The sequence below is a fragment of the Streptomyces sp. NPDC060366 genome (assembly GCF_042725135.1).
GTDB lineage: Bacteria > Actinomycetota > Actinomycetes > Streptomycetales > Streptomycetaceae > Streptomyces.
The window spans coordinates 196,364-222,651 of sequence record NZ_JBHXDC010000012.1 but is presented as its reverse complement, the minus strand read 5'-3'; the positions used below and the strand labels follow the sequence as shown (position 1 = coordinate 222,651).

At 69.9% G+C, this 26,288-nt stretch carries 26 protein-coding genes; 10 read left to right on the top strand and 16 right to left on the bottom strand.

Annotation, left to right across the window (positions count from 1 at the left end; genetic code table 11):
• Positions 1 to 96: 96 nt before the first annotated feature.
• Genes ACFWHU_RS27215 through ACFWHU_RS27200 form a run of 4 tightly spaced genes read right to left on the bottom strand, consistent with a single transcriptional unit; the run spans position 97 to position 3,846 of the window.
• Complete coding sequence (locus ACFWHU_RS27215) at positions 97 to 780, bottom strand: response regulator (RefSeq protein ID WP_387227906.1); 684 nt, start codon at positions 778 to 780, stop codon at positions 97 to 99.
• Complete coding sequence (locus tag ACFWHU_RS27210; protein WP_387227904.1) at positions 777 to 2,027, bottom strand: sensor histidine kinase; 1,251 nt, start codon at positions 2,025 to 2,027, stop codon at positions 777 to 779. The genes ACFWHU_RS27215 and ACFWHU_RS27210 overlap by 4 nt, the downstream gene beginning before the upstream one ends.
• Positions 2,028 to 2,071: 44 nt before the next feature.
• Positions 2,072 to 2,890, bottom strand: coding sequence for an ABC transporter permease (locus tag ACFWHU_RS27205; RefSeq protein WP_387227903.1), 819 nt, complete (start codon positions 2,888 to 2,890; stop codon positions 2,072 to 2,074).
• The gene (locus tag ACFWHU_RS27200) at positions 2,887 to 3,846 is read right to left on the bottom strand and encodes an ATP-binding cassette domain-containing protein (RefSeq protein WP_387227900.1); all 960 of its coding nucleotides are present in this window, start codon (positions 3,844 to 3,846) and stop codon (positions 2,887 to 2,889) included. The genes ACFWHU_RS27205 and ACFWHU_RS27200 overlap by 4 nt, the downstream gene beginning before the upstream one ends.
• Positions 3,847 to 3,975: 129 nt before the next feature.
• Between ACFWHU_RS27200 and ACFWHU_RS27195 the strand changes: the two genes are divergently transcribed.
• Positions 3,976 to 4,578 (top strand): GNAT family N-acetyltransferase, encoded by a 603-nt coding sequence (locus tag ACFWHU_RS27195; protein WP_387227898.1) that lies wholly within the window; start codon positions 3,976 to 3,978, stop codon positions 4,576 to 4,578.
• Positions 4,579 to 4,655: 77 nt separating this feature from the next.
• Here ACFWHU_RS27195 and ACFWHU_RS27190 read toward each other — a convergent pair whose 3' ends face one another.
• From ACFWHU_RS27190 to ACFWHU_RS27165, 6 genes are all read right to left on the bottom strand, one after another.
• The gene (locus ACFWHU_RS27190; protein WP_387227923.1) at positions 4,656 to 6,212 is read right to left on the bottom strand and encodes a type VI secretion protein; all 1,557 of its coding nucleotides are present in this window, start codon (positions 6,210 to 6,212) and stop codon (positions 4,656 to 4,658) included.
• A gap of 5 nt (positions 6,213 to 6,217) precedes the next feature.
• Positions 6,218 to 7,666 (bottom strand): ATP-binding protein, encoded by a 1,449-nt coding sequence (locus ACFWHU_RS27185; RefSeq protein WP_385796228.1) that lies wholly within the window; start codon positions 7,664 to 7,666, stop codon positions 6,218 to 6,220.
• A 40-nt stretch (positions 7,667 to 7,706) separates the two neighbouring features.
• Complete coding sequence (locus tag ACFWHU_RS27180) at positions 7,707 to 9,275, bottom strand: SCO6880 family protein (RefSeq protein ID WP_385796231.1); 1,569 nt, start codon at positions 9,273 to 9,275, stop codon at positions 7,707 to 7,709.
• Positions 9,272 to 10,633, bottom strand: coding sequence for a hypothetical protein (locus ACFWHU_RS27175; RefSeq protein WP_387227895.1), 1,362 nt, complete (start codon positions 10,631 to 10,633; stop codon positions 9,272 to 9,274). The genes ACFWHU_RS27180 and ACFWHU_RS27175 overlap by 4 nt, the downstream gene beginning before the upstream one ends.
• Positions 10,623 to 11,486: a hypothetical protein gene (locus ACFWHU_RS27170; RefSeq protein ID WP_387227892.1), complete on the bottom strand. Its 864-nt coding sequence runs from the start codon at positions 11,484 to 11,486 to the stop codon at positions 10,623 to 10,625. The genes ACFWHU_RS27175 and ACFWHU_RS27170 overlap by 11 nt, the downstream gene beginning before the upstream one ends.
• A gap of 217 nt (positions 11,487 to 11,703) precedes the next feature.
• Positions 11,704 to 12,012, bottom strand: a complete 309-nt coding sequence (locus tag ACFWHU_RS27165; protein WP_078076454.1) for a hypothetical protein — start codon at positions 12,010 to 12,012, stop codon at positions 11,704 to 11,706.
• A gap of 512 nt (positions 12,013 to 12,524) precedes the next feature.
• On the opposite strand from ACFWHU_RS27165, the gene ACFWHU_RS27160 reads away from it, so the two are divergent.
• The 5 genes from ACFWHU_RS27160 (at position 12,525) to ACFWHU_RS27140 (ending at position 17,606) form a co-directional block, all read left to right on the top strand.
• Complete coding sequence (locus ACFWHU_RS27160) at positions 12,525 to 12,959, top strand: hypothetical protein (protein ID WP_387227890.1); 435 nt, start codon at positions 12,525 to 12,527, stop codon at positions 12,957 to 12,959.
• Positions 12,956 to 14,806 carry an alpha/beta hydrolase gene (locus tag ACFWHU_RS27155; protein WP_387227888.1) on the top strand — a complete coding sequence of 617 codons (1,851 nt, stop codon included), beginning with the start codon at positions 12,956 to 12,958 and terminating at the stop codon, positions 14,804 to 14,806. Before ACFWHU_RS27160 ends, ACFWHU_RS27155 begins: the two co-directional genes overlap by 4 nt.
• 254 nt (positions 14,807 to 15,060) lie before the next feature.
• Complete coding sequence (locus ACFWHU_RS27150) at positions 15,061 to 15,390, top strand: hypothetical protein (RefSeq protein ID WP_387227886.1); 330 nt, start codon at positions 15,061 to 15,063, stop codon at positions 15,388 to 15,390.
• Positions 15,391 to 15,540: 150 nt separating this feature from the next.
• A complete protein-coding gene (locus tag ACFWHU_RS27145; protein WP_385796628.1) occupies positions 15,541 to 16,554 on the top strand; it encodes an NlpC/P60 family protein in 1,014 nt (337 codons plus the stop codon).
• A gap of 326 nt (positions 16,555 to 16,880) precedes the next feature.
• Complete coding sequence (locus ACFWHU_RS27140; RefSeq protein ID WP_387227884.1) at positions 16,881 to 17,606, top strand: phosphatase PAP2 family protein; 726 nt, start codon at positions 16,881 to 16,883, stop codon at positions 17,604 to 17,606.
• A 54-nt stretch (positions 17,607 to 17,660) separates the two neighbouring features.
• On the opposite strand, the gene ACFWHU_RS27135 is transcribed toward ACFWHU_RS27140, so the two are convergent.
• Both ACFWHU_RS27135 and ACFWHU_RS27130 read right to left on the bottom strand, forming a co-directional pair.
• Positions 17,661 to 19,262: an FAD-binding oxidoreductase gene (locus ACFWHU_RS27135; protein ID WP_387227881.1), complete on the bottom strand. Its 1,602-nt coding sequence runs from the start codon at positions 19,260 to 19,262 to the stop codon at positions 17,661 to 17,663.
• Positions 19,263 to 19,313: 51 nt separating this feature from the next.
• On the bottom strand, positions 19,314 to 19,535 hold the full coding sequence (locus ACFWHU_RS27130) for a hypothetical protein (RefSeq protein WP_387227879.1): 222 nt from the start codon (positions 19,533 to 19,535) through the stop codon (positions 19,314 to 19,316).
• Between the two features lie 128 nt (positions 19,536 to 19,663).
• Between ACFWHU_RS27130 and ACFWHU_RS27125 the strand changes: the two genes are divergently transcribed.
• Positions 19,664 to 20,497 carry a hypothetical protein gene (locus tag ACFWHU_RS27125; RefSeq protein WP_387227877.1) on the top strand — a complete coding sequence of 278 codons (834 nt, stop codon included), beginning with the start codon at positions 19,664 to 19,666 and terminating at the stop codon, positions 20,495 to 20,497.
• Positions 20,498 to 20,602: 105 nt separating this feature from the next.
• Positions 20,603 to 20,779: a hypothetical protein gene (locus tag ACFWHU_RS27120; protein WP_385796257.1), complete on the top strand. Its 177-nt coding sequence runs from the start codon at positions 20,603 to 20,605 to the stop codon at positions 20,777 to 20,779.
• A 120-nt stretch (positions 20,780 to 20,899) separates the two neighbouring features.
• On the opposite strand, the gene ACFWHU_RS27115 is transcribed toward ACFWHU_RS27120, so the two are convergent.
• Positions 20,900 to 21,289, bottom strand: a complete 390-nt coding sequence (locus tag ACFWHU_RS27115) for a metal-sensitive transcriptional regulator (protein WP_385796259.1) — start codon at positions 21,287 to 21,289, stop codon at positions 20,900 to 20,902.
• A 211-nt stretch (positions 21,290 to 21,500) separates the two neighbouring features.
• Here ACFWHU_RS27115 and ACFWHU_RS27110 point away from each other — a divergent pair, with 211 nt between their 5' ends.
• Both ACFWHU_RS27110 and ACFWHU_RS27105 read left to right on the top strand, forming a co-directional pair.
• Complete coding sequence (locus tag ACFWHU_RS27110) at positions 21,501 to 22,121, top strand: DUF47 domain-containing protein (RefSeq protein WP_052582416.1); 621 nt, start codon at positions 21,501 to 21,503, stop codon at positions 22,119 to 22,121.
• Positions 22,122 to 22,126: 5 nt separating this feature from the next.
• A complete protein-coding gene (locus ACFWHU_RS27105; RefSeq protein WP_147876553.1) occupies positions 22,127 to 23,125 on the top strand; it encodes an inorganic phosphate transporter in 999 nt (332 codons plus the stop codon).
• A gap of 202 nt (positions 23,126 to 23,327) precedes the next feature.
• Here the strand turns inward: ACFWHU_RS27105 and pstB are convergent, their stop codons facing one another.
• The 3 genes from pstB to pstC are packed head-to-tail and all read right to left on the bottom strand — an operon-like array spanning position 23,328 to position 26,227.
• The gene (pstB, locus tag ACFWHU_RS27100; protein WP_078076465.1) at positions 23,328 to 24,104 is read right to left on the bottom strand and encodes a phosphate ABC transporter ATP-binding protein PstB; all 777 of its coding nucleotides are present in this window, start codon (positions 24,102 to 24,104) and stop codon (positions 23,328 to 23,330) included.
• A gap of 54 nt (positions 24,105 to 24,158) precedes the next feature.
• Positions 24,159 to 25,232, bottom strand: a complete 1,074-nt coding sequence (pstA, locus tag ACFWHU_RS27095) for a phosphate ABC transporter permease PstA (RefSeq protein WP_385796263.1) — start codon at positions 25,230 to 25,232, stop codon at positions 24,159 to 24,161.
• Positions 25,229 to 26,227 (bottom strand): phosphate ABC transporter permease subunit PstC, encoded by a 999-nt coding sequence (gene pstC / locus ACFWHU_RS27090; RefSeq protein ID WP_385796265.1) that lies wholly within the window; start codon positions 26,225 to 26,227, stop codon positions 25,229 to 25,231. The genes pstA and pstC overlap by 4 nt, the downstream gene beginning before the upstream one ends.
• Positions 26,228 to 26,288: the final 61 nt, after the last annotated feature.

Here is a 26,288-nt window from a genome sequence, read left to right as displayed (position 1 = left end):
GGGACCCTGTGGGAGAGTAGGACGCCGCCGAACAATCTTTGGTTGGGAATGCCCCGCACCTCTGGTGCGGGGCATTCCTGCGTTCAAGACCCTTTCTCACGACGGGCGGACCAGCTTCGCCTCGTACGCCAGGATTACCGCCTGGACGCGGTCGCGTGAGCCCGTCTTCGCCAGTACGCGGCCCACGTGCGTCTTCACCGTCGATTCCGCGAGGTGGAATCGGGAGGCGATCTCGGCGTTCGTCCAGCCCTGGCCGACGACGGTGAGGATTTCCCGTTCCCGGTCCGTGAGCAGCGCGATCCCCGGGTGGGGTTCCTCGGGCGGCGCCGTCGTACGTTCGGATCCGTTCGTGGCCGGGAGGCGGTGCGCGTACGCGTCCAGCAGCCGGCGGGTGAGGCTCGGTGCCACCACCGCGTCGCCGCACGCGACCGCGCGGATGCCGGACAGCAGCTCTTCGGGGAGCGCGTCCTTGACGAGGAAGCCGCTGGCGCCGGCGCGGAGGCCCGCGTACGCGTACTCGTCGAGGTCGAAGGTGGTCAGGATGAGCACCCTCGTACGGCTGCCAGCCGCGACGATACGGCGGGTCGCCTCGATGCCGTCCAGGCCCGGCATACGGACGTCCATCAGGACGACGTCCGGGTGGAGTCGGGCGATCAGGCGGACGGCTTCGGCTCCGCCGCCGGCCTCGCCCACCAGGGTCATGTCGTCCTGGCTCTCCAGCAGCATCCGGAAGCCCATGCGTTGCAGGGGCTGGTCGTCGGCGATCAGTACGGTCGTCACAGCCGGTGGTCCTCGTCGTTCGGCAGATGCAGATGGACCCGCCAGCCGCTGTTCGGCGGCGGCAGCGGTCCGACGTCAAGTGTGCCCGCGTACAGGGCGGTCCGTTCCCGCATGCCGGTGATGCCGCGTCCCCCCGGCCCCGTCGAGTTCGTCGGTCTGCCGGTGTCGGTGATCTCCGCGGTGATGGACTCGGGCGTGCGGCTGAGCGTGACTCTCGCCGTGGCGTCGGGGCCGCCGTGCTTGAGGGTGTTCGTGAGGGCTTCCTGGACGACACGGTAGACCGTGAGCTGGCGTCCCGTCGGCGCGGTTTCGAGGTCGCCGGTGAGCGTGATATGCACCGGCAGGCCCGCCGCCCGTACGCCGTCGATGAGTTGGTCCAGTTCGCCGAGACCGGGCTGGGGCGAGAGTTCGGCGGGGGCGCCGTGCGGGGCGTCGTTCTGGAGGATGCCGAGCAGCCGGCGCAGTTCCGTGAGTGCCTGGCGGCTGGTGGTGGCGATCGCGTCCAGGGCCTCGGTGGCACGCTGCGGGTTCTTCCTCGCCGCGTACGACCCGCCGTCCGCGAGGCCCGTGATGACCGAGAGGTTGTGGCCGAGGATGTCGTGCATCTCGCGGGCGATCCTGGTGCGTTCGGCGGCGGCGGCGAGTTGGGCCTGCTGGTCGCGTTCGATCTCCAGCTGTCTCGCCCGCTCTCTCAAGGAGGCCGTGTACTCCTGTCGCGTACGCACCACGATCCCCAGCATTGCCACAACTGCGTAGCTCGTCAGGGACGACTGGAGGGGTATGACCCAGCCGCCGTCCGGGAAGCGGGCCGCGCCCACGACGAGGGGAACGGCCAGCAGAGCCGCCGCCAGGCCCAGTTGGCGCATCGGCAGCCGCAGCGCGATGTTGAAGACGATGATCAGCTGGCAGAACGCGGCGATCTGGAGCCCCGCGCCGGACCAGGCTTGCAGCAGGGCGAACGGCAGCGTCGCGAGCAGCATTGCCAGGGGACGCGTACGGCGGCGCGCCACGGTCAGCGGGAAGCCCACCGTGCAGAGCGCCGCCGCCCACGTCGGTGCGTCGGGGTCGGGCGCGACCGATCGCCAGCCGCCGCCGGCCAGGTCGATCGCGCCGCCGAGCAGCAGACAGCCCGTCAGCAGCAGGTCCCAGGCGATCGGGTGCGACGCGTCGAAGCGGCTGATCCGCTCGGCGGCGCGGTTGATGAGCTGCGTGAGTGACCTGTTGCCACCGTCGTGCACCCCGCTCACCCTCGCCCCCTCACCCCGGCTCCGAGCCGTCCGTTCCCCCATCGTCATACATCGCGCCGTTTGAGCAACCACCCCGCCGCTCGCAGTGCGGCCGCCGCCCACAGACACAGGGTGAGCAGGGCCGTCCCGTCCGACAGCCCCCCGTCGACCTGCTGGACCGCTCCGAGGGATTCGGAGGCGCGGGCCGGGAAATACGCGACGGCACTCTTCACGGCGTCGGAAGGCATCGCCGACAGCACCTCCGGCAGGATGACCACTCCCGCGAAGAACGCGCCGATGGCTCCCGGCACGGAGCGGAGCAGCGCGCCGAGGCCGAGGCCCAGTACACCGAGAAGCGTGAGGGCGACCGCCGTGCCCACGACGGCGCGGGCGATGCCGGGATCGGTGAGCGAGGCGCCCATGTCCGTGTCCGAGAGGAAGAGTTGGGCGAGCAGGAAGGTCGTGAAGACGGTGACCGTGCCGATGACGAGCGACACGGCGGTGAAGACCGCGGCCTTGGCCCACAGCACGGGCAGCCGTTTCGGGACGGCGGTGAGCGAGGCGCGGATCATGCCGGTCGAGTACTCGCCCGCGCTGAACAGGACGCCGAGCACCGTGAGGATGATCTGGCCGAACTGGATGCCGATCAGGGTGAGGACGACCGGATCGCCGACCCCTCCCGAGCCCCCGCCGTCCGGTTCGTGGCTGACGGCCATGACCAGGCCGGTGGCGAGGATGAGCACCGATGTCGCGGAGAGCGTGACCCAGGTGGAGCGCAGGGTCCAGAACTTGTGCCACTCCGAGCGCAGGACGCGGGCCGGTGTGACACCCACGCGGGTGGGCCTGACGCCCGTGGGGGCCGTGGTGATTCGCGCGGTGCTCATGCCGCCGCTCCTGTCAGTGCGTCGTGGGTGGTGCCGCCGGCCTGGTATTCGACCTCGTCGCGTGTCAGGTCCATGAATGCCTGCTCCAGCGAGGCGGTGCGCGGCGTCAGCTCGTACACGGGGACGGCATGGGCGGCGGCGATACGGCCGATGTGTTCGCCGTCGACGCCCCGTACGTCCAGCTCGTCCGGGCCGGAGCCGGGTGTGATCTCGACGCCGGGGCCCGCGAGCAGCGCGGCGAGCGTGGCGGCGGCGGGGGAGACGACCTTCATGGCCGCGATGCCGGAGTCCCGTACGAAGTCGGCCACCGTCGTCTCGGCGAGGAGCCGGCCGCGGCCGATGATGATGAGCCGTTCGGCGGTCAGAGCCATCTCGCTCATCAGGTGGGAGGAGACGAAGACCGTACGGCCTTCGGCGGCGAGGGACTTGAGGAGGTTACGGATCCACAGGACGCCCTCCGGGTCGAGGCCGTTGACCGGCTCGTCGAGGATGACCGTGGCCGGGTCCCCGAGCAGGGCGGCGGCGATCCCGAGGCGCTGGCCCATGCCGAGGGAGAAGCCCTTCACGCGGTCTCCCGCGACATCTGTGAGGCCGGTCAGGTCCAGGACGTGCCCGACGCGGGAGCCGGGGATGCCGTGGGTGTGGGCGAGTGCCGTCAGATGGTGGTGGGCGGTGCGGCCCGGGTGGACGGCGCGGGCCTCCAGAAGGGCGCCGACCTCGTGGAGCGGGGCGGGGTGCGCGGCGTAGGCGCGGTCGCCGACGGTGACGCTTCCGGCGGTGGGGGCGTCGAGGCCCAGGATCATGCGCATGGTCGTGGATTTGCCGGCGCCGTTGGGGCCGAGGAAACCGGTGACGGCGCCCGGCTCGACGGTGAACGTGAGTTCGTCGACGACGGTCTTGCCGCTCTTGCCGGTCCTGCCGCCGTATCGCTTGGTGAGTCCGTTGGCCTTGATCATGACTTCGACGGTAGGCAGCGGGCGGCTCCGGAACGTCGGACCGGGGGCGGGCATCGCGTACGGGGCGTCGTACCCCGGTACGACGAAACCCGTTTGTGCGCGGCGGCGGTGGGCGCGGAGGATCGCGGGATGGACCAGACGAATCGCGCGGAGCGCGCCGTACCTCTTGTAAAGGCCGAACGCGCCGTTCGTGCCGTACGCACGGACGAATGGGCTCGCGCCAAGGACTTTCGGCTGGACGCCCTGCGGGATCCGGTGGCGCCGATCGCCTTCCTGGAAACGTACGAGGACGCCGTTCAGCGCCCCGATTCCTTTTGGCGCGAGCGGACGGAGCGAGCGGCGCGGAGTGCGTCCGTGCGGCAGTTCGTGGCCGAGCTCGCGGACGGTGAGTGGGCCGGTTCGGTGGTGGCTCTTGTCGAGCGAGCGGGCACGACCGATGCCCTCGGTGGCCTGAGCGCGTACGACCAGGCGCACCTCGTCGCCGTGTACGTACGGCCGGAGCACCGGGGCGCCGGGGTGCTGAAGGAGCTGTTCGACGCCGCCACCGCGTGGGCGTGGTCGCTGGAGGAGCCTCGTGCCGAGCGGGTGCGGCTGTACGTGGACGAGCGGAACGGGCGGGCGCGCGCCGCGTACCGCAAGCTCGGATTCGAGCCCACCGGCCGGACCGTCCAGGTCGAGAACGATCCCTCCGCGCGGGAGTTCGAGCTCGCGGTGTCGCGACCGGGGGTCTGAGGAGCCGGCTTGAGGAGCCGACCCGATGAGCCGGCCTGCGGAGCGCTTGAGCGGACCCGGTCGGTGAAACGGTCGGCTCAGGCGGGCAGTTCCTGATGCGGCCAGCGGTCCCGGCCCTGTTCACGCGAGCGCAGCAGGACGAGGGCGGGCATTCCCTGCTCGTCACCGTCGGCCAGCAGCTCGGGCAGCGCCGGCAGTGGCGCCACCGCCGCCACGTCGTCGAGCACCAGAGTCATTGGTGGGTCGAGCCGACCGGCGGATGACCGTGCGGCCATGCGGCGGCCGTGCTCGACCACGTTCGAGGCGAGAGCGGTGAGCAGCGGCATCGCTCCCGGGCGAGTTCGCGGATCTTCGATCGGCTCACCCACCACGTAGAGCGTTCCCCCCTCGGCACGAAAAGAATCCAGTGCGAGCGAGTCGGCGCGATTGGGTGTGCACGCCTCACGGATGTGGACGGACGACAGGGAGGCCAGCGCGCGGGTGGTCAACTGCTGGGCGATGTCCCGGCGTTCGGGGTGCGCGGTGAGCGCGGACTCCAGCAGGCCCGCGAGCCCGGATGCGGCCTTGGGGTGGGTACGCAGCAGCCGTACGGCCTCGTGGGCGCTGCCGCCCTGCGCCCAGCGGTGCACCTGCTTGAACGGCCGCGAGTCCACGGCCGCGGCATGCAGCCAGCAGCGCAGCAGGGTCTGTGCCGTGTCGGCCATGGCGGCGTCGAGGCGGGCGAGGGGCCGGACGGGCGCGAGCAGCGCGACGGAACGCGCGGCGGCGGTGTCGGCGTCCTCGCAGCCGCTGGTGGGGGACCAGTGGAGACGGGCCGGGGTGTCGCAGAGATGGCCGGGGTCGTAGACGAGGACGGGGCCGAGTTTGGCGCGGGCGTCCTTGGTCTCGGCCCAGACGGTGGGGTCGGACGTGACGACGAGCGCGGGGCCCTCGGCGTCCTGGATGGCCTGTACGGCGGCGGGGCGGCGGGCGCGGGGGTCGCCGTAGCGGACATGGGCGTAGGGGGCCGTACGGGGCGAGGGGACGGGTGCTGGCGCGGGTACGGGGGCGGGAGCTGCGACGGGTGCTTGTTCGACCGTCTGGTCGACCGCCTGCTCGACCGGGGCCACGGCCGGGGCCCGGGGCGCGACTTGGGCAGGCGCGGGGACCGGCTCCGGTGTGCGGGCCGGCGCCTCCCGTACGTGCTCCGCGTCGGCGTCCCCGTCGACGCGTCTCCGCGCCCGCTCCTGCGCCTGTTCCCGCGCACGCGCGAGTTCCCGGAGCCGTACCGTACGCAGCGCCCGCCAGCGGACCACCACGCCCAGCACGAACACCGTCAGCACGGCCGCCACCATCAGCTCCCCGATGAGCAGGCCCCAGAACAGGCCGTACCCGGAGAGCTCGCCCGGCGGGGTGTCCGGCCAGGCGGCGGGCAGGTCGTGCGGCGCCGAGACCAACTGCCGTATCGCCGACGGCGTACGCATGAAGGTCACCGAGCCCGGCCACGATCCGTGCGCGAAGAGCGCGGCGAGGCCGGTCGCCGTCCATACGAACAGGGTGATCCCGAGCAGGAAGCCCAGCACGCCGAGGATCAGACCGTCCGGGATCCCGCGCTGCGCGCCGGGTCCGGGCCCGGCGCCGCCTCCCGCCGCCATGCCGCTCACGCCACCGTGGACTCGGAGGACGCGTTCAGCCGCTGCTGTTCCATGAGGATCGCGCGCTGTTCGGCCTCCCACTCGGCGGCCCGTACGTCGTCGGGCAGCCCGCCGGTCATGGCGTCTGCGGCGTCCGAGGCGTCGGACGCCTGGCTGTTCTCCGTCATGGCGCGGTCGGTGAAGACCAGGGGGCGTTCCGCCTCGGTGACCAGGTGTTTGACCACCTGGACATTGCCGTTGACGTCCCACACCGCGATACCGGGCGTGAGGCTCGGGATGATCTCGACCGCCCAGCGCGGCAGCCCGAGCACCTGGCCGGTGGACCGTGCCTCGTCCGCCTTCTGTGCGTAGATCGTCCGGGTCGACGCCATCTTGAGGATGGCGGCGGCCTCCTTCGCGGCGGCGCCGTCGACCACGTCGGAGAGATGGTGGACGACTGCCACGAACGAGAGTCCCAGCCGGCGGCCGAACTTGAGGAGCCGCTGGAAGAGCTGTGCCACGAACGGGGAGTTGATGATGTGCCAGGCCTCCTCGACCAGGAAGATGCGCTTCTTCCGGTCGGGGCGGATCCAGGTGTGCTCCAGCCACACGCCGACGATCGCCATCAGGATCGGCATCGCGATCGAGTTGCGGTCGATGTGCGAGAGGTCGAAGACGATGAGCGGCGAGTCGAGGTCGATGCCGACCGTCGTCGGGCCGTCGAACATGCCGCGCAGGTCACCGTCGACGAGCCGGTCCAGGACGAGGGCGACGTCCAGGCCCCAGGCCCGTACGTCGTCTATGTCCACGTTCATCGCCTCGGCCGACTCCGGCTCCGGGTGGCGCAGTTGCTCCACGATGTCCATCAGGACGGGCTGGCGCTCGACGATCGTGCCGTGGACATAGGCGTGCGCGACCTTGAGTGCGAAGCCGGAGCGTTCGTCCAGGCCGTGCCCCATGGCGACCTCGATGATCGTGCGCAGCAGGGCGAGCTGTCCGGTCGTGGTGATCGCCGGGTCGAGCGGGTTGAGCTTGATGCCGCCGTCCAGGGCCGCCATCGGGTCGAGCCGGATGGGGGTTATACCCAGCTCCTGCGCGATGAGGTTCCACTCGCCCGCGCCGTCCTCGCCCTGGGCGTCGAGGACGACGACCTGGCGGTCGCGGAAGCGCAACTGCCGCAGGACGTAGGTCTTCTCCAGCGCCGACTTGCCGTTGCCGGACTCGCCGAGGACCAGCCAGTGGGGGGCGGGGAGCTGCTGCCCGTACAGCTGGAAGGGGTCGTAGATGTAGCCCTTGCCGCTGTAGACCTCGCGGCCGATGATGACGCCCGAGTCGCCGAGGCCGGGGGCCGCGGTCGGCAGATAGACGGCCTGTGCCTGGCCGGTGGACGTACGGACCGGCAGCCGGGTGGTCTCCACCTTCCCGAAGAGGAAGGTGGTGAAGGCGTCCGTGAAGGCGGACATGGGATCTCGCATCACAGGCCCCTATCAGCGGCGGTCGGCTTCTGGATGACGGTCATCGGCGGATGCCGGTCGCGAACGGCAGGGTGTTCACGAACGCCCGGTGGTGCTCGCGGTCGCACCACTCCAGCTTCAGATACGACTTGCCGGCCGACGCCCGGATCGTCCGCTTGTCCCTGGCCAGGGCTTCCGGCGAGCGGGACGACACCGTGATGTACCCGACGATGTTGACGCCCGCCGCACCGCTGGCGAGATCTTCACCCCGCTGGTCGAGCCTGCCGTGCGCCGCGATGTCGCGCGGGTCGACGGTGCGGTTCATCTTGGCGGCGCGGCTCGCGTCGGCCTCGTCGTTCGTCTTCTCCGTGAGCATTCGCTCGATGGCGACCTCGGTGGGCTCCAGGTCCATGCAGACCGCGACCGTACGGATCACGTCGGGCGTGTGGACGAGCAGCGGGGCGAGGAAGTTGACGCCGACCGGGGTCATCGGCCACTCCTTCACCCAGGCCGTGGAGTGGCACCAGGGGGCGCGGGTGGACGACTCGCGGGTCTTGGCCTGGAGGTAGGTGGGCTCCATGGCGTCCAGCTCGGCCGGCCAGGCGTTTCGTTTCGTCATGGCCTGGATGTGGTCTATGGGGTGGTCCGGGTCGTACATCGAGTGCACGAGGGAGGCCAGCCGCGCCTGCCCGAGCGGCTGCCGGACACGGATGTCGGCCTCGGCGAGCCGGGCACAGATGTCGGTGAGTTCACGGGCCATGACGACGGCGAGCCCGGCGTCCTTGTCGAGCCTGCGGCGCCGGGCGCCCTTGCCGCCTGCGGCCTGGCGGGCGGCGCGGGCCATCGCCTGGCCCTCGGAGGCCAGTTCGCGGGTGTAGTGCATACAGGCCACGAGGTAGGCGCGGTGCTGCTCGCTGGAGGTCGAGACCATGGACTGGAGCTGTTCGTACGACTCCTGGAGCCAGCCCGGTGAGGCGGAGTCGCCGCGCTGGGTGACGTCCTTGGCGTGCGCGTCGGGGTCGGCGGGGAGCGTACGGGCGAGCATCTGGAGGCGGGTGACGAAGCCGTCCCCGTTGGCGACGTGCTTGAGCAGAGTGCCGAAGCGGTCGACGAGGGCCTCCTGGTCCTCGCTGTCGCGCAGGCCGACGCCGGGGCCCTCGATCTCGATGGCGGCGGTGACGGTGCGGCGGTCGGCGTGGAGCAGTACGGCGATCTCGTCCGGACCGAAGGGCGCGGCCAGCCAGTTGATCCGCCCGATACCGGGCGGCGGGCCGATCTCCACCTCGCGGCCGTCGGCGGCGGTGCCGGACTCCATGGCGGCGGAGCGGTAGGTGGTGCCGTTGCGCAGGGTCCGCTTGTAACTGCGGTTGATCTCGAACCACTTGTAGAAGGTGCGGTGCTTGTACGGCACGTACACCACGGCCAGCGCGAGGAGCGGGAACCCGAGCAGCGTCACGATCCGCAGGGACAGGACGGGGACGATGAGCCCGCTCATCATGCCGAGGAACGCGCCGAAAATGATCAGCGCGATCTCGCCGGTCTCACGGTTCTTGCCGACGATCGCGTTCGGCCGCGCGCGGCCGATGAGATACGTACGGCGGGGCGCGATCGGATGGGACTGAGTCGTCAACGCCCTCCACCTCCTGTGCTGTTGTTACCGGTTCCGCGATTGCCGTGGCTGCTGCGGCTGCTGTGGGGGGTGCCGCTGGTGGGGCTGCTGGAGCGGGGGGCGGGCGAGGGGACGCTGCCGCCGCCTCCTCCGCCTCCGCCGCCGCCCCCCGAGGAGGGGCGGCTGCTGTGGGCGGCGACGCCGCCGGAGACGGGGTTGGACGGCCGGGCACCGCCGCCGCCGCTCTCGCCGCCACCGCCACGGCCGCTGTGGGTCTTGATGCCCTGCGAGACGACACCGGCGGGCGAACTGATCACGGCGGCGGCCCGGCCGCCGTCGGTGGACAGCTTGGCGTTGCTGCGGGCACTCGCGATCTCGTCGCCGAAGCCGGGGACGAAGCGGTAGATCATGGCCGACGCGAAGATGGCGAGGAGGATGATGGCGAGCCCGGAGACGACGGCCGAGAACGAGTCGGGCCCGTCGTCGGACGACGTGAGCGCGCCGGCGAGGCCGAGGACGATGACGATGACGGGCTTCACCATGATGACCGCGATCATGAGCCCGGCCCAGCGGCGTACGTGCCCCCACATGTTCTTGTCGACGAGCCCGGCGTAGACGACGACGCCGAGGAGGGCGCCGACGTAGAGCAGGATCGCCCGGATGAACAGCTCCAGATAGAGGATGCCGGCGGCGAGGATCGTCACGAGGGACACGACGATCAGCATGATCGGCCCGCCGCCGATCTCGGTGTCCTTCTTCAGCGCCTCGGAGAACGTCCCGAAGAACACATCGGTCTGCCCACTGGTCCCACCGGCGATGACCTCGGTGACGGCGTCGGTCGCGGAGACGAGTGTGTAGAGGATGAGCGGCGTGAACGCGGAGGCGAGGACGGTCAGCCAGAGGAACCCGATGGCCTCGCCGATGGCGGTGGTCAGCGGGACGCCGCGGATGGCGCGTTTGGCGACGGCGAGGAGCCAGAGGATGAGGGTGAGGATGGTGGCGGCGGCGAAGACAACGGCGTACTGGGAGAGGAAGGCGGTGTTGGTGAAGTCGACCGTGGCGGTCTCCTTCACGGCCTTGGAGAGGGTGTCCACGGTCCAAGCGGCGGCATCGGCACAACCACGCGCGAGGGAGGTGAGGGGGTCGAGGGCGCTGGTGGGGTCGTTGGGGGTGTTGCGGCTGCTGCTGCCGGGTTCGCCGTTGTCGCAGAAGTCGCGGGCGGGGCCGACGATGAGGTCGCAGTTGTCGTCGTTGGACGGTGAGGGCGATGGCGAGGGCGTCGGCGCTGCCACGGCCCGGGTCGCCAGAAGTACCGCCGAGGTCTGCACCACGGCGAGAACACCGGCGATCTTGAGCGAGAGACGACGGCTACCGGGCATAGGTGAAGCCTCCGTACTCCTCGACAGCCTTCGCGATCTCATCGGCGTTGGAGGCCGTACGGTCGGCATTGACCGGTGCCGGACCGTCCTTCTGGGCGAAGCTCTCGACTTTCCAGTCGTCGCCCAGCCACTGAAGCTTGAGGGTCATCGTGAACCAGTCGTTGGTCACCGGATTCGTGGAGCTGACGCCGGCGGTGCCGAACACGCCTGTGCACCAGACCTCCACGGTGGCCGAGTTGTCCGTGAACTGCGTGACCTTGGTCCCGACCGGAGCCGTGCGTGAGACGTAGGTCAGTCCCTCGGCGGCGTTGCCGTTCTCGTCGAGACCGATCTTGTCCAGGAACGCCTTGTCGTAGGCCGCGTCGAACTTGGCCTCAAGGTCCGCGGCCCTGTCGGGCACGAAGAGCTGACGCATGATCTGCTCGCGGGCCGCGGGCCTCAGGATGTCGGCGGACACCAGAGCCACCGCGTAATTCGCCGCCGCACTCTCCGCCCCCTGCTCATCCTTCGCGAACCCCGAAGGAATCCCCCCGTTCTTCCCCGTCACCGGTTTCACCCCCGACGCCGACGTCGGTTCCGAGCCCGCCGTTCTGTCGCCGCCGCCCGATCCCGACGCGTCGTTGTCGCCGCCGCCCCCGCGGTTCGCGAACGCGATGGCCGCGATCAGCAGCACCACCACACCCACCACCGCCACGAGCGAGCGCGAGCTTCGCTGGGGCCGGCGGCCGCCGCCGTACCCGTCGCCGCCCCCGCCGTCCGGCAGACGCGTTCGCGTCTGGCCCATCCCGCCGAAGCCGCCGTCCGTCGTGCGGCCCGGGTCGTTCCCGTGGCCGTGCTCATCGCCGAAGCTCATGCCGCGTCCGCCCCCTCGACCGGTTCAACCGTGTGCAGTTCCGCTTGCGGTACCGCTTGCAGTGCCGCGTAACACGACGGTAGCCGTGCTGGTTCCCGCGCGGGCGCGGTGTGGTGACTCGACATCAGGGAGACGCAACCTCGGCGGATGGGCGCGACGGACGGATGGTGTTGGGGGTGGGCCGGGCGTACCCGGTGCGGACCGGACCGGTGTGACGCTAAACAGCCATCCCGTACACAATCGTGAAGACCGTGCCGAGCGACCCGATGATGAAGACGCCGGTCAGTCCGGCGACGATCAGACCCTTGCCCTGCTCCGCGCTGAAGGTGTCCCGCAGCGCGGTCGCGCCGATACGCTGCTTGGCGGCACCCCAGATCGCGATGGCGAGACAGAGCAGGATGGCGACGGCCATCACCACCTGGACAATCACGCGAGCCTCGGTGCCGAGGTTCCCGAAGGGCCCCCAGCTCGGAGCGATACCACCGATGATGGTGTTGATGTCGCCCTTCTCGGCGTCCACGTCCATGCAACTCACCGCCCCTGTTGGGTCGTTAGGTGCCCGCGCCCGGCGGGCACGGATCGCCTTCTATCTTCGCTGATGGAACCGCCCTCGTATGCCGACTTGGCGGGTCTCTTTACCCGATCCCCGCACGTTTGACCGATCCGACTGCCCTGACCTGCGTCATGAACCGGAGTATGCGAGTACGCGTATGGTCACTCTGTGTATCACGGAGGGTGACTCCGGGCAATGATTGGCGTTGTGCACTCTTGAGCCCGCCGCGGTTCTGCGTCCGTGCGCCATCCGTGCGCCATCCGTGCGCCGCCCGCGGGCCGGAGGCGGGCCCACCGTACGGGTGAACCTGCGCGGGCCGCCGCGCTGTTGCCGATCGCGGCCGATGCCAACGGGGGACGGGCCTCCCGCCCTTCCGTGGCCCCGCGGCCGGTTCCTTCCCCTCCCCGCCGCGCGGCATCTCCCCCGTCCCGGATTGGGACAGTGCCACGCGACATCCCGGACAACAGAGGACAGGGGCGGGTGGCATGGCGGGCTATTTCGGCGGTTTGCGGGCGCTGGTCGACGAGGCGGGAGCCGGGCCGGGCACTTCGGGCGCCGCGTCGGGGGAGCGGCTGAGGCACAGCGACGGACCGTGGACCCGGGCGGCGGGCGGGGCCGAGGTGATGCGTACGCAGATGGCGTACGTGAAGGCGGAGTTCGCAACGGCGCACGAGGGCGTGGCCGGCTGCGGGGAGGGACTGAGCGTCCTCGCGGCCCTGGGCACCGTGCGTACGTCGTGGGAACGGCGCATCGAGGCAGCCCGCGACGAGTGCGGGAGCCTGGCGGGCCGGCTGCGCGCGGTGGCCCGGACGCAGGGTGAGCACGACACCGCGGTCAGGTCGACCCTGGCGGGGGTCGACGCGGGAGCGGTCGTGGGAACGGGAACGGGAACGAGTGCGGGCGCCGGGGCAAGGCGGTGAGGGCCGGCGGACTCACCTGGGCGCAGTTACGGGACGTCAGATGCGCCGAGCTGGAAGGCGCGGCGGACGGCTGGGGCAAGGCGAGCAACCGCGCGGACGTGGCCCGCGACCGGATCGACAAGCAGCTCCTCACGGGCCTGACCGAGGCTCAGGAGGGCGAGGCGGCGCGGGCGGCGGTAGGGAGGCTGCGGGCGCTGGGGCGGAACCTGTCGTACATCTACACGGAGTGCGGGCTGGTCCGTACGACGCTGAACAGCCTCGCCCAGGACCTGCGCGGCGCGCAGCGGCAGCTTCGGGACGCGCTGGAGGAGGCGGCGGGCCTGAGGCTCACAGTGGGGCCCGACGGGTCGGTCAGCTACCCCGACGCCGGTCAGGACCCGCACACGAAGGAGAAGCTGCGGGGCGGTACGGCCTCGGGCCACGCGTACCCGCTCACCGCCCCGTCCACGGGGTTCACGAGCCCGAACCCCCTCGCGGCGAAGGCGCAGGACATCGCGGACCGGATCGCCCGCGCGCTGAGCGACGCGGCGGAGATCGACGCGCGGTACACGGGGACCCTGCGGAAGCTGATCGCGCAGGACGGTCTCACGGTCACGGACGCGATGTGGACGGACGCGAACGCCGACGCGACGGCGGTACGCGCGCTCACGGCGGAGTACCTCAGGGCGGCGATCCCCCTCGACGCGACGGCCGCGGAACGCCTGGCGTGGTGGCGGGGCCTGACCGAGGAGCGGAGGGAGGAGTACCTGGCCGTCCACCCGGACACGATCGGCAACCTGGACGGCATCCCCGCCGCCGTACGCGACGCGGCGAACCGCGACAACTTGGCCCTGTTGATGGGCGAGTTGACGGGCGCTGAGGACGACGGGTCGCGGACGATGCTGGCGGGGCTGAGATCCATCGACGAGCAATTACGGGCCGGCGGGCATCCACCGATGTTCCTGCTGGGTATCGGGGACGAGGGGAACGGGCGGGCCATCGTGTCGTACGGGAATCCGGACACGGCGAGGAATGTGTCGGCGTATGTGCCGGGGCTGGGGACGGGACTTGACGAGGATTTCGCGGAGAACGATTTGAAGCGGGCGCGGGACACGTTGGTGGGTGCGGCCGAATACGACTCGTCGACGGCGTCGATCGTATGGCTGGGCTATGACGCGCCGCAGCTCTCGGTGGACGACATCACGGGGAATACGGACGTCATGTTCACGGACAACGCGGAGGCGGGTGCGTCCGCGTACGGCGAATTCATGTCGGGAATCGCGGCCACGAACCACCACGAGAACCCCCACCTGACGGCCGTCGGCCACTCCTACGGCTCCCTCACGGTGGGCCAGGCCGCGCAGCGGGACGGGGGAATTCCGGGAGTGGACGACATCGTCCTGGTGGGCAGCCCCGGGACGGGCGCGGATTCGGCGGCTGATCTGGGAGTGGGGAGAGGGCACGTGTACGTGGGCGCGGCGGAGAACGACCCGGTGACGCGAATGCCCGCGAAGGGCGAGGCCCAGGGCATGGGGATGGGCGCGCTGGGAGGGGCGTCGGCGGGAGCGGTACTGGGCGGCCCGGTGGGCGCGGCGGTCGTCGGGGCGGGCGGGGCGGCGGTGGCGTTCTTCGCGCAGGACGCTCAGACGGCGAAGAGCGAGATCTGGTTCGGGACGGATCCGGCGCACGAGGATTTCGGAGCGAGGAGGTTCCGGGTGGAGGACGGGCCGCGGCCGGTTTTTGATATGGGCGGGGTGAAGGCGCACACCAACTATTTCGATCCGGACAAGGACGAAGAGTCCGCCGACAACATCGCACTGATCGTTGCGGGAAGTGGCCGCCTGGTCACTGGTCAGGAGCACCGGTGAGGAATCTTCGATCTGCGGGCATCCTGCTTCTGATTTGGTTGGCGGCCGGATGTGCAATGCCTGTCGGCGGTGGAAGCGAAGAAAGGAAGGCATTGGGCGTGGATATGCAAGAGGCCGCCGTCCAGGCTGACTCCATCATGCTGAATACTCTCAATGGGGTCAGGCCGGAGTTGCGGTGGAACCACGGGCCTTCGATCGACAGTCGTTGCAGCGATGCGCCCGGTACCGGTTCCGTGAAGCGTCGGATCGCGGTCATGACCGTCGTCTCGAAGGAGCGACGCGGGAGCCTGCTCGGCGTTGTGGAGCGCAACTGGAAGGGCCGCGGCTACCAGGTCACCAGTGTGCGAGCCAGTGAAGAGTTGCCCGCCATGTACGCGTCGACGCCCGAGGGCTTTCGTATGAGGGTCGCGGTCGCCGGCGAAGGCCAGTTCTTCTTCTCCATCACCACCCCCTGCTTCGCCGAGTCGGACGTCGCCGACCCCAAGACCCCGCCGAACACTCCGCACCGCGAGGGTGGGTACCCCCAGCGCCCCGACATCCACGACGACTTCTGGTCCGCCCCCACACCCCCACCCCGCACCTGAGTCGCCGTCAGCTCCGCATGTCCCGTCGGTCGTCCCTGTGGCACAGTCGTTGAGTGGCTGTCGTGTCCGAATAGCACCGACACGACAGGCGGGAAAATGGCGGTGAACGTGTCCCGGATGAGGGAGGGTTGAGGGGTGCGTAAATTCTGGGTGGGCGGCGCGATCGGGCTCGGGCTGAGCCTGGGTTTCATCGCGCTGCTCGTCGTGGGTACGTACTCCGCCGCCGCCGGGCTCGCCGGCGGTGCGGGTGGTGGTGGGGCGGTCGCGCTGGCCAAGGGTGCGGTGCCGGCGAAGTACCAGCGGCTGGTGCAGGAGTGGGGCAATCTCTGCCCCGCGATCAATCCCGCGCTGCTCGCCGCGCAGTTGTACCAGGAGAGCGGCTGGGACCCCGGTGTCGTGAGCCCGGCGAAGGCGCAGGGCATCGCGCAGTTCATCCCGGGGACCTGGGCGGCGCACGGTGTCGACGGGGACAAGGACGGCGACCGCGACGTCTGGGACCCGGAGGACGCGATCCCTTCGGCCGCCTCGTACGACTGCAAACTCGCGGGCTACGTCGACGATGTGCCGGGCGATCAGACGAAGAACATGCTCGCGGCGTACAACGCGGGCGCCTACGCGGTCATCAAGTACGGAGGCGTCCCCCCGTACCCCGAGACGCAGAACTATGTGAAGGTCATCACGACCCTCCAGCAGAGCTTCGCCCGTCCCGTAGGCCGCGTCGAGCCTTCCCGGCAGGCCGCCAGTGCCATCTACTACGCGCAGCAGAAGCTCGGTACGAAGTACCTGTGGGGCGGCAACGGGACCCCCGAGCAGCAGGGGCGGTTCGACTGTTCCGGGCTGACGCAGGCCGCCTACCGGTCCGTGGGGATCGAGTTGCCGCGGGTCGCCAATGATCAGTACAACGCAGGCGAGCATCCGTCGCGTGACGAGTTGATGCCCGGCGACCTGGTGTTCTTCTCCGACGACCTCACCAATTCGCGGGCCATCCGGCACGTCGGGCTCTATGTCGGTGGCGGGTACATGATCAACGCTCCGTACACCGGGGCCGTGATCCGGTTCGACAAAATCGATACGCCCGACTACTTCGGGGCGACCCGGGTCACCGAAGACGGCGCGAAATCGCTGCCGACCGATCTGCCCACCGAGCGGAACTCCGGCGGGTAAAGAGGCTGACGGGGCGTCGGTCCGACGGAGTGTGAGGGTGGCGAAGGGTTGACGTCCGGAAGGGTGGACTCCGGTCCCCGCGAGGGCGCGCGTGGCCGGAATTCTCCGTTCGTTCACCCCTCTGAGCTGGGACGATGTGTCACTCTTCGATAACGTCCTGGAGATCGTCCGGTGAAGACTGGAACCTGGAGGGGTATCAGGCCGTTCCCTGGACTGGGGCTGTGGCGTTGATCGCGCAGCACTGACCGCATGCACCACGGGGGTTGGTGGAAGCGACACGCCCGGAGGCGTGTCGTGGTGGGCGACAAGGCAAGGGGCCGCAGCACATGGCTGGACTCGCGATCGATGGGTCGAACCCCGACGTCAGCCTGCTCTACGACATCAACGGTCTGACGAAGTCGTCACCCGGCTGGTTCGACCGCGGCATGGAGTTCGTCGGCGAGTACGGGATCATGCTCGCCCTCGTCCTCGTCGCGCTCTGCTGCTGGTGGAGCGTGCGGCGGCGCGGGTCCGCCGAGGATTCGGTGGCCGCCGTCGCCGGGCTGCTCTGGGCACCGCTCGCCGCCGGTGTCGCGCTGCTCATCAACATCCCCATCCGCGAGTTCGTCGGCCGCGAGCGTCCCTTCGTCGACCACCGGGGGCTCGACGTCCTGTTGGCCGGCAAGACCGACTTCTCCTTCGTCAGCGACCACGCGACGATGGCGATGGCCCTGGGCGCGGGCATCTTCGTCGCACACCGCGGGTTCGGCCTCGCCGCGATCGGGCTCGCGCTGGTCGAGGGCTTCTCCCGCGTCTATCTGGGCGTGCACTACCCGACCGATGTGATCGGCGGCTTCGCCCTCGGTACGGCGGTGGTGCTGCTCCTCGCGCCGCTCGCCATGGCGCTGCTCACCCCCCTGGTGTCGGCGGTCTGCCGTTCGGGGCGGGTGGGGCTGCTCGTACGGTCGCGGGCCGCGCGGGAGGCGGACCGGGCCGAGGCCGCCGAGGCGCCCGGGACCCGGCCGCTCGGCATCCCCGAACAGCGGCCCGACGACAACAACCTCGCGGCGTAGACGGGCAGACGGGCAGGCGGGCAGGCGGGCAGGCGGGCAGTTCCCCCCCCCGCACTACAGCGCCTGCGGGAAGTCGAACATCCGCTCCGGGTCGTACCGCGCCTTCAAGGCCTTCAGCCGTCCCGCCGCCGGGCCGTAGTACGCCGTGCGCCAGTCGGACAGCGCGGGGTCGGTGTAGTTCTGGTACGCAGCCCCGGAGGCGTGCCTTCGTAGCCCGCCCTGGCTGTTTTTCAGCCATGCCCGCTGCTCGCTGCCGGGCGTGCCGGGGCGCCAGGACGCCACGTACTGCGCGAGCATCCGGGAGCCGCGGTGCACGAAGGCCGTCGTGAGCGGGTCCACGCGGTTGATCGCGCCGCCGAGCGCGGTCAGCGCGATCGTGCCCGATCCCGCGCCGTCGGCCACCGTGATCCGGCTGAAGGCCTCCACGGCGGACAGCAGGGTGCCGATGCCCGCCGACGGCAGCGACCGGTCGAAGAAGTCCGAGGTCGCGGCGTACGTCTCGCGTTGCAGCGCGCCGTTCTTCCCGCGCCCCGGTGTCGTGCCGGGCAGCCTGCACCGGTCGTCGCTCAGTCCGGCGCAGCCGGCGTACGCGAGCATCGCCTCCTGGTAGCCGCCCGGCCGCAGCGAGACGAAGCTCGCCGAGGCGCCCACGCGGTCGGCGAGCCGGTCGACGGCGTTCCTGAGGTCGCCCTCGGTGCCGAGGGTGAACGCGGAGACCGAGACCGTCGGGTCGGCGCCGCCGCCCGCGCCGACCGCGGCGTGGAACGAGGACCAGATCTCGTCCGGCTGGCCGGGGCCCCACTCCTGCCAGGCCGCGAGCAGGGAGCGGGCCTTGGACCACGGCCAGTTGAGGTTCGCCGCGACGCCCGTGGAGGCGGGGTGGGTACGGAAGCGGAGTTCGGTGACGACTCCGAAGTTGCCGTTGCCCGCGCCCCGCAGGGCCCAGAAGAGGTCCTTGTTCCGCTCGGCGTCCGCCGTCAGCAGCTTGCCGTCGGCCGTGACGATCGTCGCCGAGGTGAGGCTGTCGCAGGTCAGACCGTACGCGCGGGAGACGACCCCGTGACCGCCGCCGAGGGTGAGTCCGGAGATACCGACGGTGGCACAGGAGCCGCCGGGGATCGTACGGCCCTTCGGGGAGAGAGCGCCGTAGACGTCGACGAGCTTGGCGCCCGCGCCGATCACACCGTCGGACGCGGCGTCGCGGACGTCGTCGAGCGAGGAGATGTCGATGACGAGCCGGCCGTTGCCGCTGGACCAGCCCGCGTAGGAATGGCCGCCGTTGCGGATCGAGACCGGTGTGCCGTGTCTCCTGGCGAAGGCCAGGCACTCCCTGATGTCGTCCTCGCCGGCGACGTACGCGACGGCCGCCGGTTTCAGACCGTCGAAGCGCGTGTTGTAGAGCTGGCGGGCGATCGCGTACTCGCTGTCCCCGGGCCGTATGAGCCGACCCTCCAGCCCCGAGGCGAGCGCGCCCCAGTTCGCCGGCCCGGACGCAGCGGCGGAGGGGGAGGCGGACGGGGTACGTGTGGGAGGGGGTTTGCTCGCGGGCGAGCCCGCGGACCCGTTCCCGCTGCCACCGCCGTCGCTCGTGCACGCGCTCACCGCGCCCGCCGTGGTCACGGCCAGCGCGCCGGCCAGCAGTGTGCGCCGTTCCATCGGACCCCCCGCCCTCTTCCGCGTCCGTGACGTCGGCGACATCGGTGAACGTCAGTCTGCCGCCTGATGGGACGCGGCGTCCGTCCTCGCCCGGTCGCGGGACCGTCTGGCGGGCCCCGACCAGCCGCAGGTGCAGCGTGCCAGCGAGAACGAGCCACGCTCGACGGTCGACGCGAGGTGGGAAACGGGAGAAACGGCAGGAACAGGGGGAGCGTGGGAGTCGCGGGTGTCGTGGGGGGCGGTGGGCGGGTCCGAGGTCTCTTGGTCGCGCACCTTCCCACCGTACTCGCGCGTTCGTTCCCCGGCTGGGGGTGGTGCGTGACGACGCGCGCGGGACGTCGTTATGGGGGCAGGGCGGGCTCTCGGACAAGCAACGGTAGGGCGTTGGGGGTTGGCAGGCGATGGTGGTGCGGCAACACAGACGCAGGGGCGTGGCGATGGTCGCCGCCGCCGTGACGGCGGCGGGAGTCGTGGCCACGAGCACCGGCTGCTCCGGGAGCGAGGGAGCCGTGGCCGACGACCGACCCCTCGGTGATCCGGCGGCGGTCCGTGGGGCCGCGGACGTACTGGCCGAGGCGGGCAGCTCCAAGACCCGGACCTCGCTGGTGATGGCGACCGGCGGGACGCGCGTGACCATCAGGGGTGAGGGCGGGTACGACTTCCGTAAGCGGATTGGGCGGCTCTCGGTCGTACTGCCGAAGGACCCGGCCGGCGCGGACGAGCACCGGCCGATCGCGGAGCTGCTGGCGCCCTCGACCCTTTACATGAAGAACCGGGGCGCCGGGGTGCCCGAGGGCAAGTGGGTCATGCTCGACTCGACCACTCTCGCGGACGGCAATCTGGTCACCGGCGGCGCGACCGATCCGCTGACCGCCGCCGAACTGCTGCGCGCGGCGAAGGACGTGGTCTTCGTCGGAGAGCAGGAGCTGGCCGGCGTCCGCGTCTCGCACTACCGGGGTGTCACCGACATCGGGAGGGCCGCGAAGCAGGCGGCGCCGTACGCGCGCGAGGCGCTGGCCGCGGCGGCGAGGGGGTTCGCCGAGGACGTCGTGCCGTTCGATGCCTATCTGGACGAGGCGGGGCGGCTGCGCAAGGTCAGGCACCAGTTCAGCTACCCGAACCAAGGGCGTACGGTCGCCGTCGCCTCGACCACGCTGCTGTACGAGTTCGGGGTCGCCGTCGGGGTGCGGCTCCCCCCGAAGGACCAGATCTTCACCGGGAAGATCAAGGTGTAAATGGTCCGGACGTGCCATGCGCGCCACGTCTCACCCTCCTTACCCTAGGAAGCCGGCAGTCGACACCGCCAGGAAGACGACACCGGCAGGAAGAGGTGAACGCACGTGGGTCTGTTGCGCACGCCGACCGTCCAGGACCACGTGGCCCTCGCCGAGATCGAACTCTGCGGAGAGCTGATGATCGCGGCGTCGGCCGCGGACGGTGAACGGCTCAGCCCGGACCGCATCGACGAAGTGCTGAAGGTGGGCGTGGAGCGCGGCGAGAGATCGTCGTGCCGTTGAGAGCCCGAGTCCGAGTCCCGTCCTGATCCCGAGTCCGAACTTGGGCGCGGTGTGGCGGTGGCGCGGTCACGGTCCGTGGGCCCGGCTGTCGGCCGGCGCCGTCCGCACCCCGTCCGTCCGTCAGGTACGCAGCAGGCGCGCGATCGCCTTCGTCGCTTCCTGCACCTTGTCGTCGATCTCGTCGCCGCCCTTGACCGCCGCGTCCGCGACGCAGTGCCGCAGATGCTCCTCCAGCAGTTGGAGCGCGAACGACTGGAGCGCCTTCGTGGAGGCCGAGACCTGCGTGAGTATGTCGATGCAGTAGACGTCCTCGTCGACGAGCCGCTGGAGTCCGCGGATCTGGCCCTCGATCCGGCGCAGCCGCTTGAGGTGCTCGTCCTTCTGCTTGTGGTAGCCGTGCACACCGCGGTCGTGATCGGTGACGATCTCGTCGCCGACGGTGGTGGCCGTCGTGGCCGGGCCGGAGGTCGCGTCGCCGGTCGCCGCGCCGGCCGCCTCGGTGGTCGTCATGGCGTCCTCCTGGTGGGGTGTTCGTGATGGATGTCCGAAAGGGGAGTAAATACCCCAGGTAGGTATATGATACTCAGTCGCTCGCGTAGGGGCAGGGGCACGTCATGATCGTCGTGTCTCATGCAGCACACTGATGGACGCCGGTTAGCCGTGGCCGGATGATGCGCTTAGCATCAGCCTGACCGAACCCGATGTAAACCGAGGATCCCCCGTGCGCTTTCGTCTGACCCCCAGGGAGACGAGCTTCTACGACATGTTCGCCGCGTCAGCGGACAACATCGTCACGGGCTCCAAGCTCCTCATGGAACTGCTCGGAGCGGATTCCTCCGCCAGAGCCGAGATCGCGGAACGGATGCGCGCGGCGGAGCACGCGGGGGACGATGCCACGCACGCGATCTTCCATCAGCTGAACTCCTCCTTCATCACGCCGTTCGACCGCGAGGACATCTACAACCTCGCCTCGTCCCTCGACGACATCATGGACTTCATGGAGGAGGCCGTCGACCTGGTCGTTCTCTACCAGGTCGAGGAGCTGCCCAAGGGTGTCGAGCAGCAGATCGAGGTGCTGGCGCGGGCGGCGGAGCTGACCGCCGAGGCGATGCCGCACCTGCGCACGATGGACAACCTCACCGAGTACTGGATCGAGGTCAACCGCCTGGAGAACCAGGCCGACCAGATCCACCGCAAGCTGCTCGCCCAGCTCTTCAACGGTAAGTACGACGCCATGGAAGTCCTGAAGCTCAAGCAGATCGTGGATGTGCTCGAGGAGGCCGCCGACGCGTTCGAGCACGTCGCGAACACGGTGGAGACGATCGCGGTCAAGGAGTCCTGAACCACGTGGACACCTTTGCCCTGATCGTGACCATCGGAGTCGCGCTCGGCTTCACGTACACCAACGGCTTCCACGACTCCGCGAACGCCATCGCGACATCGGTGTCAACGCGTGCGCTGACACCACGCGCCGCCCTGGCGATGGCCGCGGTGATGAACCTCGCGGGGGCGTTTCTCGGCCAAGGGGTCGCCAAGACCGTCAGCGAAGGGCTGATCGCCACGCCGCACGGGCAGCGAGGGATGGGGATCCTCTTCGCCGCGCTCGTCGGGGCGATCGTCTGGAACCTGGTCACCTGGTACTACGGCCTGCCGTCCTCCTCGTCGCACGCGCTCTTCGGCGGCATGGTGGGCGCGGCGCTCGCCGGCGGGACCGAGGTGATCTGGACCGGGGTGCTGGAGAAGATCGTCATCCCGATGTTCCTGTCGCCGATCGTCGGCCTGGTCATCGGCTATCTGGTGATGGTCGGCATCATGTGGATGTTCCGGCACTCCAACCCGCACAAGGCCAAGCGCGGATTCCGCATAGCCCAGACCGTCTCGGCGGCCGGAATGGCGCTCGGGCACGGACTCCAGGACGCGCAGAAGACGATGGGCATCGTGGTGATGGCGCTGGTCATCGCCGATGTCGAAGGTCAGGGCGACGAGATCCCGATCTGGGTGAAGATCGCCTGTGCGGTGATGCTCTCGCTCGGTACGTACGCGGGCGGCTGGCGCATCATGCGGACACTGGGCCGCAAGATCATCGAACTGGATCCGCCGCAGGGGTTCGCGGCGGAGACGACGGGCGCCTCGATCATGTTCGGCTCGGCGTTCATCTTCCACGCGCCGATCTCGACCACTCACGTCATCACCTCGGCGATCATGGGCGTCGGCGCGACGAAGCGGGTGAACGCGGTGCGGTGGGGTGTGGCGAAGAACATCATCCTGGGCTGGTTCATCACGATGCCGGCGGCGGCGCTGGTGGCGGCGGTCAGCTTCTGGATCGTGAACCTGGCGTTCGGCTGAGGCCGAGGCTGCCTTTCGGCCGGGGGTCCGGGGGTTGTCCCCCGGGAAAGCACAGTTGGATTGTGAACCTGGCCTTCGGCTGAGCCCGACCCCCGACCACCGGACACAAGAGTGGGCCCGCCCCCTGGGAGAGGGGGCGGGCCCTTCGCCTTGCGGTGGCACCGCCATGCAGCACCGCAGGACGGGCTTGGGGCGCCGGGGCCTATCCGAAGCGGCCCGAGATGTAGTCCTCGGTGGCCTGTACGGACGGGTTGGCGAAGATCCGCTCCGTCTCGTCTATCTCGATGAGCTTGCCGGGCTGGCCCACGGCCGACAGGTTGAAGAAGGCCGTACGGTCCGAGACCCGCGCCGCCTGCTGCATGTTGTGCGTCACGATGACGATCGTGAAGCGCTCCTTGAGCTGGCCGATCAGGTCCTCGATCGCGAGCGTGGAGATCGGGTCGAGCGCCGAGCACGGCTCGTCCATCAGCAGGACGTCCGGCTGGACCGCGATCGCGCGGGCGATGCACAGACGCTGCTGCTGGCCGCCGGAGAGGCCGGAACCGGGCTTGTTCAGGCGGTCCTTGACCTCGTTCCAGAGGTTGGCGCCCTTGAGGGACTTCTCGACGACGTCCGCCAGCTCGTTCTTGCGGTACTTGCCGTTGAGCCGCAGACCGGCCGCGACGTTGTCGAAGATCGACATGGTCGGGAACGGGTTGGGCCGCTGGAAGACCATGCCGACCGTGCGGCGCACCGCGACCGGGTCGACGTTGGCGCCGTACAGGTTCTCGTCGTCCAGCAGGACCTTGCCCTCGACGCGGCCACCGGGCGTGACCTCGTGCATACGGTTGAGGGTGCGGAGGAACGTGGACTTGCCGCAGCCGGACGGGCCGATGAAGGCCGTCACGGAGCGGGGCTCGACGGTCATGGAGATGTCGTCGATCGCCCGGTGGTTGCCGTAGTACGCGGTCAGGCCGCTGACGTCGATTCGCTTGGCCATCTTCAATCACTGCTTTCTGCGTGACCCCGCTCGGCGGAGCCGGATATCGGGGCCTCAGCGGCCGGTCTTGGGAGCCTTCCAGCGGGCGATGCCGCGGGCCACCAGGTTGAGGAGCATGACGAAGGCGATCAGGACGAGTGCCGCGCCCCAGGCGCGCTCGACCGAGGCGCTGGTGCCGACCGCGTACTGCTCGTACACGTACAGCGGCAGCGACGACTGGGCGCCTTCGAACGGGTTCGGGTTGATGAGCTTCGTACCGAAGACGAGCAGCAGCACGGGCGCGGTCTCACCGGTGATGCGCGCGATCGCGAGCATCACGCCGGTGGTGATGCCACCGATCGCGGTCGGCAGGACCACCTTGAGGATCGTGCGCCACTGGGGCACGCCCAGCGCCAGCGAGGCCTCGCGGAGCTCGTTCGGGACGAGCTTCAGCATCTCCTCGGTGGAGCGGACGATCACCGGCATCATCAGGATCGACAGCGCCAGGGCGCCGGCGAATCCGGAGGGGCCGAAGCCGAGCATCAGGTTCCACGTCGCCAGGATGAACAGACCGGCGACGATCGACGGGATGCCGGTCATCACGTCCACGAAGAACGTGACGGCGCGGGCGAGCTTGCCGCGTCCGTACTCCACGAGGTAGACGGCGGTCAGCAGACCGATCGGCGTGGCGATCACCGCGGCGATGGCGACCTGCTCGATGGTGCCGAGCAGCGCGTGGTAGATGCCGCCGCCCTCGTCCGTGTCGAGGAGTCCGCTCATCGAGTGGGTGAGGAAGTACCCGTCGACGACCGAGGCGCCCTTGCTGACGGTGGTCCAGGCCAGCGAGAGCAGCGGGATGACGGCCAGGATGAAGCAGACCCAGACGAGGCTGGTCGCGACCTGGTTCTTGCCCTGGCGGCTGCCTTCGACCTTGGCGGTGATCAGATACGTACCGCCGACGAAGAGCAGCGCGGCGAGCAGGACCCACTGGACCTCGCTCTCCAGCCCCGCCGTCTCACCGATCAGCCAGCCCAGCGCCAGGGACCCGGCGCCGATGGCCGCGGGGGCCCAGCGCGGCATGCGCGCGTGCGAGAGCGAGCCCTGGGGCTCGGCGACCGCGGGCCGCTTGTCCTGCAGCGTGTGGCTCATGCGTTGGCCCCCGAGTACTCCTTGCGGCGGGCGATGATCGCGCGGGCCGCGCCGTTGACCAGCAGTGTGATGACGAAGAGGACCAGACCGGAGGCGATCAGCGCGTCCCGGCCGAAGCCGTCGGCCTCGTTGAACTTCGCGGCGATGTTCTGCGCGAAGGTGCCGCCGCCCGCGTCGAGCAGATGGCCCGAGAAGAGGAAGCTCGGCGACAGGACGACGGCGACGGCCATCGTCTCGCCCAGCGCGCGCCCGAGGCCGAGCATCGAGGCGCTGATGATGCCGGAGCGGCCGAACGGCAGGACCGACATCCGGATGACTTCCCAGCGCGTGGCACCGAGGGCCAGTGCGGCTTCCTCGTGCATCTTCGGCGACTGGAGGAAGACCTCACGGATGACGTTGGTGATGATCGGAAGGATCATGATCGCCAGCAGGATGCCCACGGTGAACAGGTTGCGGGCGATTCCCTCGTTCGTCTTCTCGAAGATGTACGTCCAGGCGAAGTATTCGTTCAGCCACTTGTTGAGGCCGTCGAGATACGGGACGAGGAAGACGGCGCCCCACAGGCCGTAGATGATGCTCGGTACGGCTGCCAGCAGGTCGACCAGGTAGGCGATCGGGGCGGCGAGCCTGCGGGGCGCGAAGTGTGAGATGAAGAGCGCGATGCCTATGGCGATCGGGACGGCGATCACCATGGCGATGATCGAGCTGACCACGGTGCCGAAGGCGAGTACGGCGATACCGAAGACCGGCGGATCGGCCTGCGGATTCCACTCGAAGGTCGTGAGGAAGTTCGCCTCGTCCTTCGAGATCGCGAGGAGGGCGCGGTAGGTGAGGAACGCGGCGATCGCGGCCATGATGACCAGCAATGTGATGCCGGAACCCCGGGACAGGCCCAGGAAGATCCGGTCGCCGGGCTGCTTCTTCCCCTTGGGCGTGCCCTGGTCCTCGAGGGGTGGCGGTGGTGGGGGGCTGGTGGTTGCGGCTGCTGTATCCATCGGTCTTCTCCGGTCTGCGGAGCCGGGTCGCGGCTCCTGGCGGCGGTGCACCGGAAGACGT

What these genes read in the sequence shown, in the direction of transcription:
- ACFWHU_RS27165 (WP_078076454.1), bottom strand. Translation starts at nt 12,012, where the DNA reads ATGGACGTGGACGCCGAGAAGGGCGACATCAACACCATCATCGGTGGT.
- ACFWHU_RS27150 (WP_387227886.1), top strand. Translation starts at nt 15,061, where the DNA reads ATGACCGTCGTCTCGAAGGAGCGACGCGGGAGCCTGCTCGGCGTTGTG.
- ACFWHU_RS27115 (WP_385796259.1), bottom strand. Translation starts at nt 21,289, where the DNA reads ATGACGACCACCGAGGCGGCCGGCGCGGCGACCGGCGACGCGACCTCC.
- pstC (WP_385796265.1), bottom strand. Translation starts at nt 26,227, where the DNA reads ATGGATACAGCAGCCGCAACCACCAGCCCCCCACCACCGCCACCCCTC.
- ACFWHU_RS27140 (WP_387227884.1), top strand. Translation starts at nt 16,881, where the DNA reads ATGGCTGGACTCGCGATCGATGGGTCGAACCCCGACGTCAGCCTGCTC.
- ACFWHU_RS27205 (WP_387227903.1), bottom strand. Translation starts at nt 2,890, where the DNA reads ATGAGCACCGCGCGAATCACCACGGCCCCCACGGGCGTCAGGCCCACC.
- ACFWHU_RS27135 (WP_387227881.1), bottom strand. Translation starts at nt 19,262, where the DNA reads ATGGAACGGCGCACACTGCTGGCCGGCGCGCTGGCCGTGACCACGGCG.
- ACFWHU_RS27125 (WP_387227877.1), top strand. Translation starts at nt 19,664, where the DNA reads ATGGTGGTGCGGCAACACAGACGCAGGGGCGTGGCGATGGTCGCCGCC.
- ACFWHU_RS27170 (WP_387227892.1), bottom strand. Translation starts at nt 11,486, where the DNA reads ATGAGCTTCGGCGATGAGCACGGCCACGGGAACGACCCGGGCCGCACG.
- pstA (WP_385796263.1), bottom strand. Translation starts at nt 25,232, where the DNA reads ATGAGCCACACGCTGCAGGACAAGCGGCCCGCGGTCGCCGAGCCCCAG.
- ACFWHU_RS27190 (WP_387227923.1), bottom strand. Translation starts at nt 6,212, where the DNA reads ATGGCGGCGGGAGGCGGCGCCGGGCCCGGACCCGGCGCGCAGCGCGGG.
- pstB (WP_078076465.1), bottom strand. Translation starts at nt 24,104, where the DNA reads ATGGCCAAGCGAATCGACGTCAGCGGCCTGACCGCGTACTACGGCAAC.
- ACFWHU_RS27175 (WP_387227895.1), bottom strand. Translation starts at nt 10,633, where the DNA reads ATGCCCGGTAGCCGTCGTCTCTCGCTCAAGATCGCCGGTGTTCTCGCC.
- ACFWHU_RS27160 (WP_387227890.1), top strand. Translation starts at nt 12,525, where the DNA reads ATGGCGGGCTATTTCGGCGGTTTGCGGGCGCTGGTCGACGAGGCGGGA.
- ACFWHU_RS27185 (WP_385796228.1), bottom strand. Translation starts at nt 7,666, where the DNA reads ATGCGAGATCCCATGTCCGCCTTCACGGACGCCTTCACCACCTTCCTC.
- ACFWHU_RS27195 (WP_387227898.1), top strand. Translation starts at nt 3,976, where the DNA reads ATGGACCAGACGAATCGCGCGGAGCGCGCCGTACCTCTTGTAAAGGCC.
- ACFWHU_RS27200 (WP_387227900.1), bottom strand. Translation starts at nt 3,846, where the DNA reads ATGATCAAGGCCAACGGACTCACCAAGCGATACGGCGGCAGGACCGGC.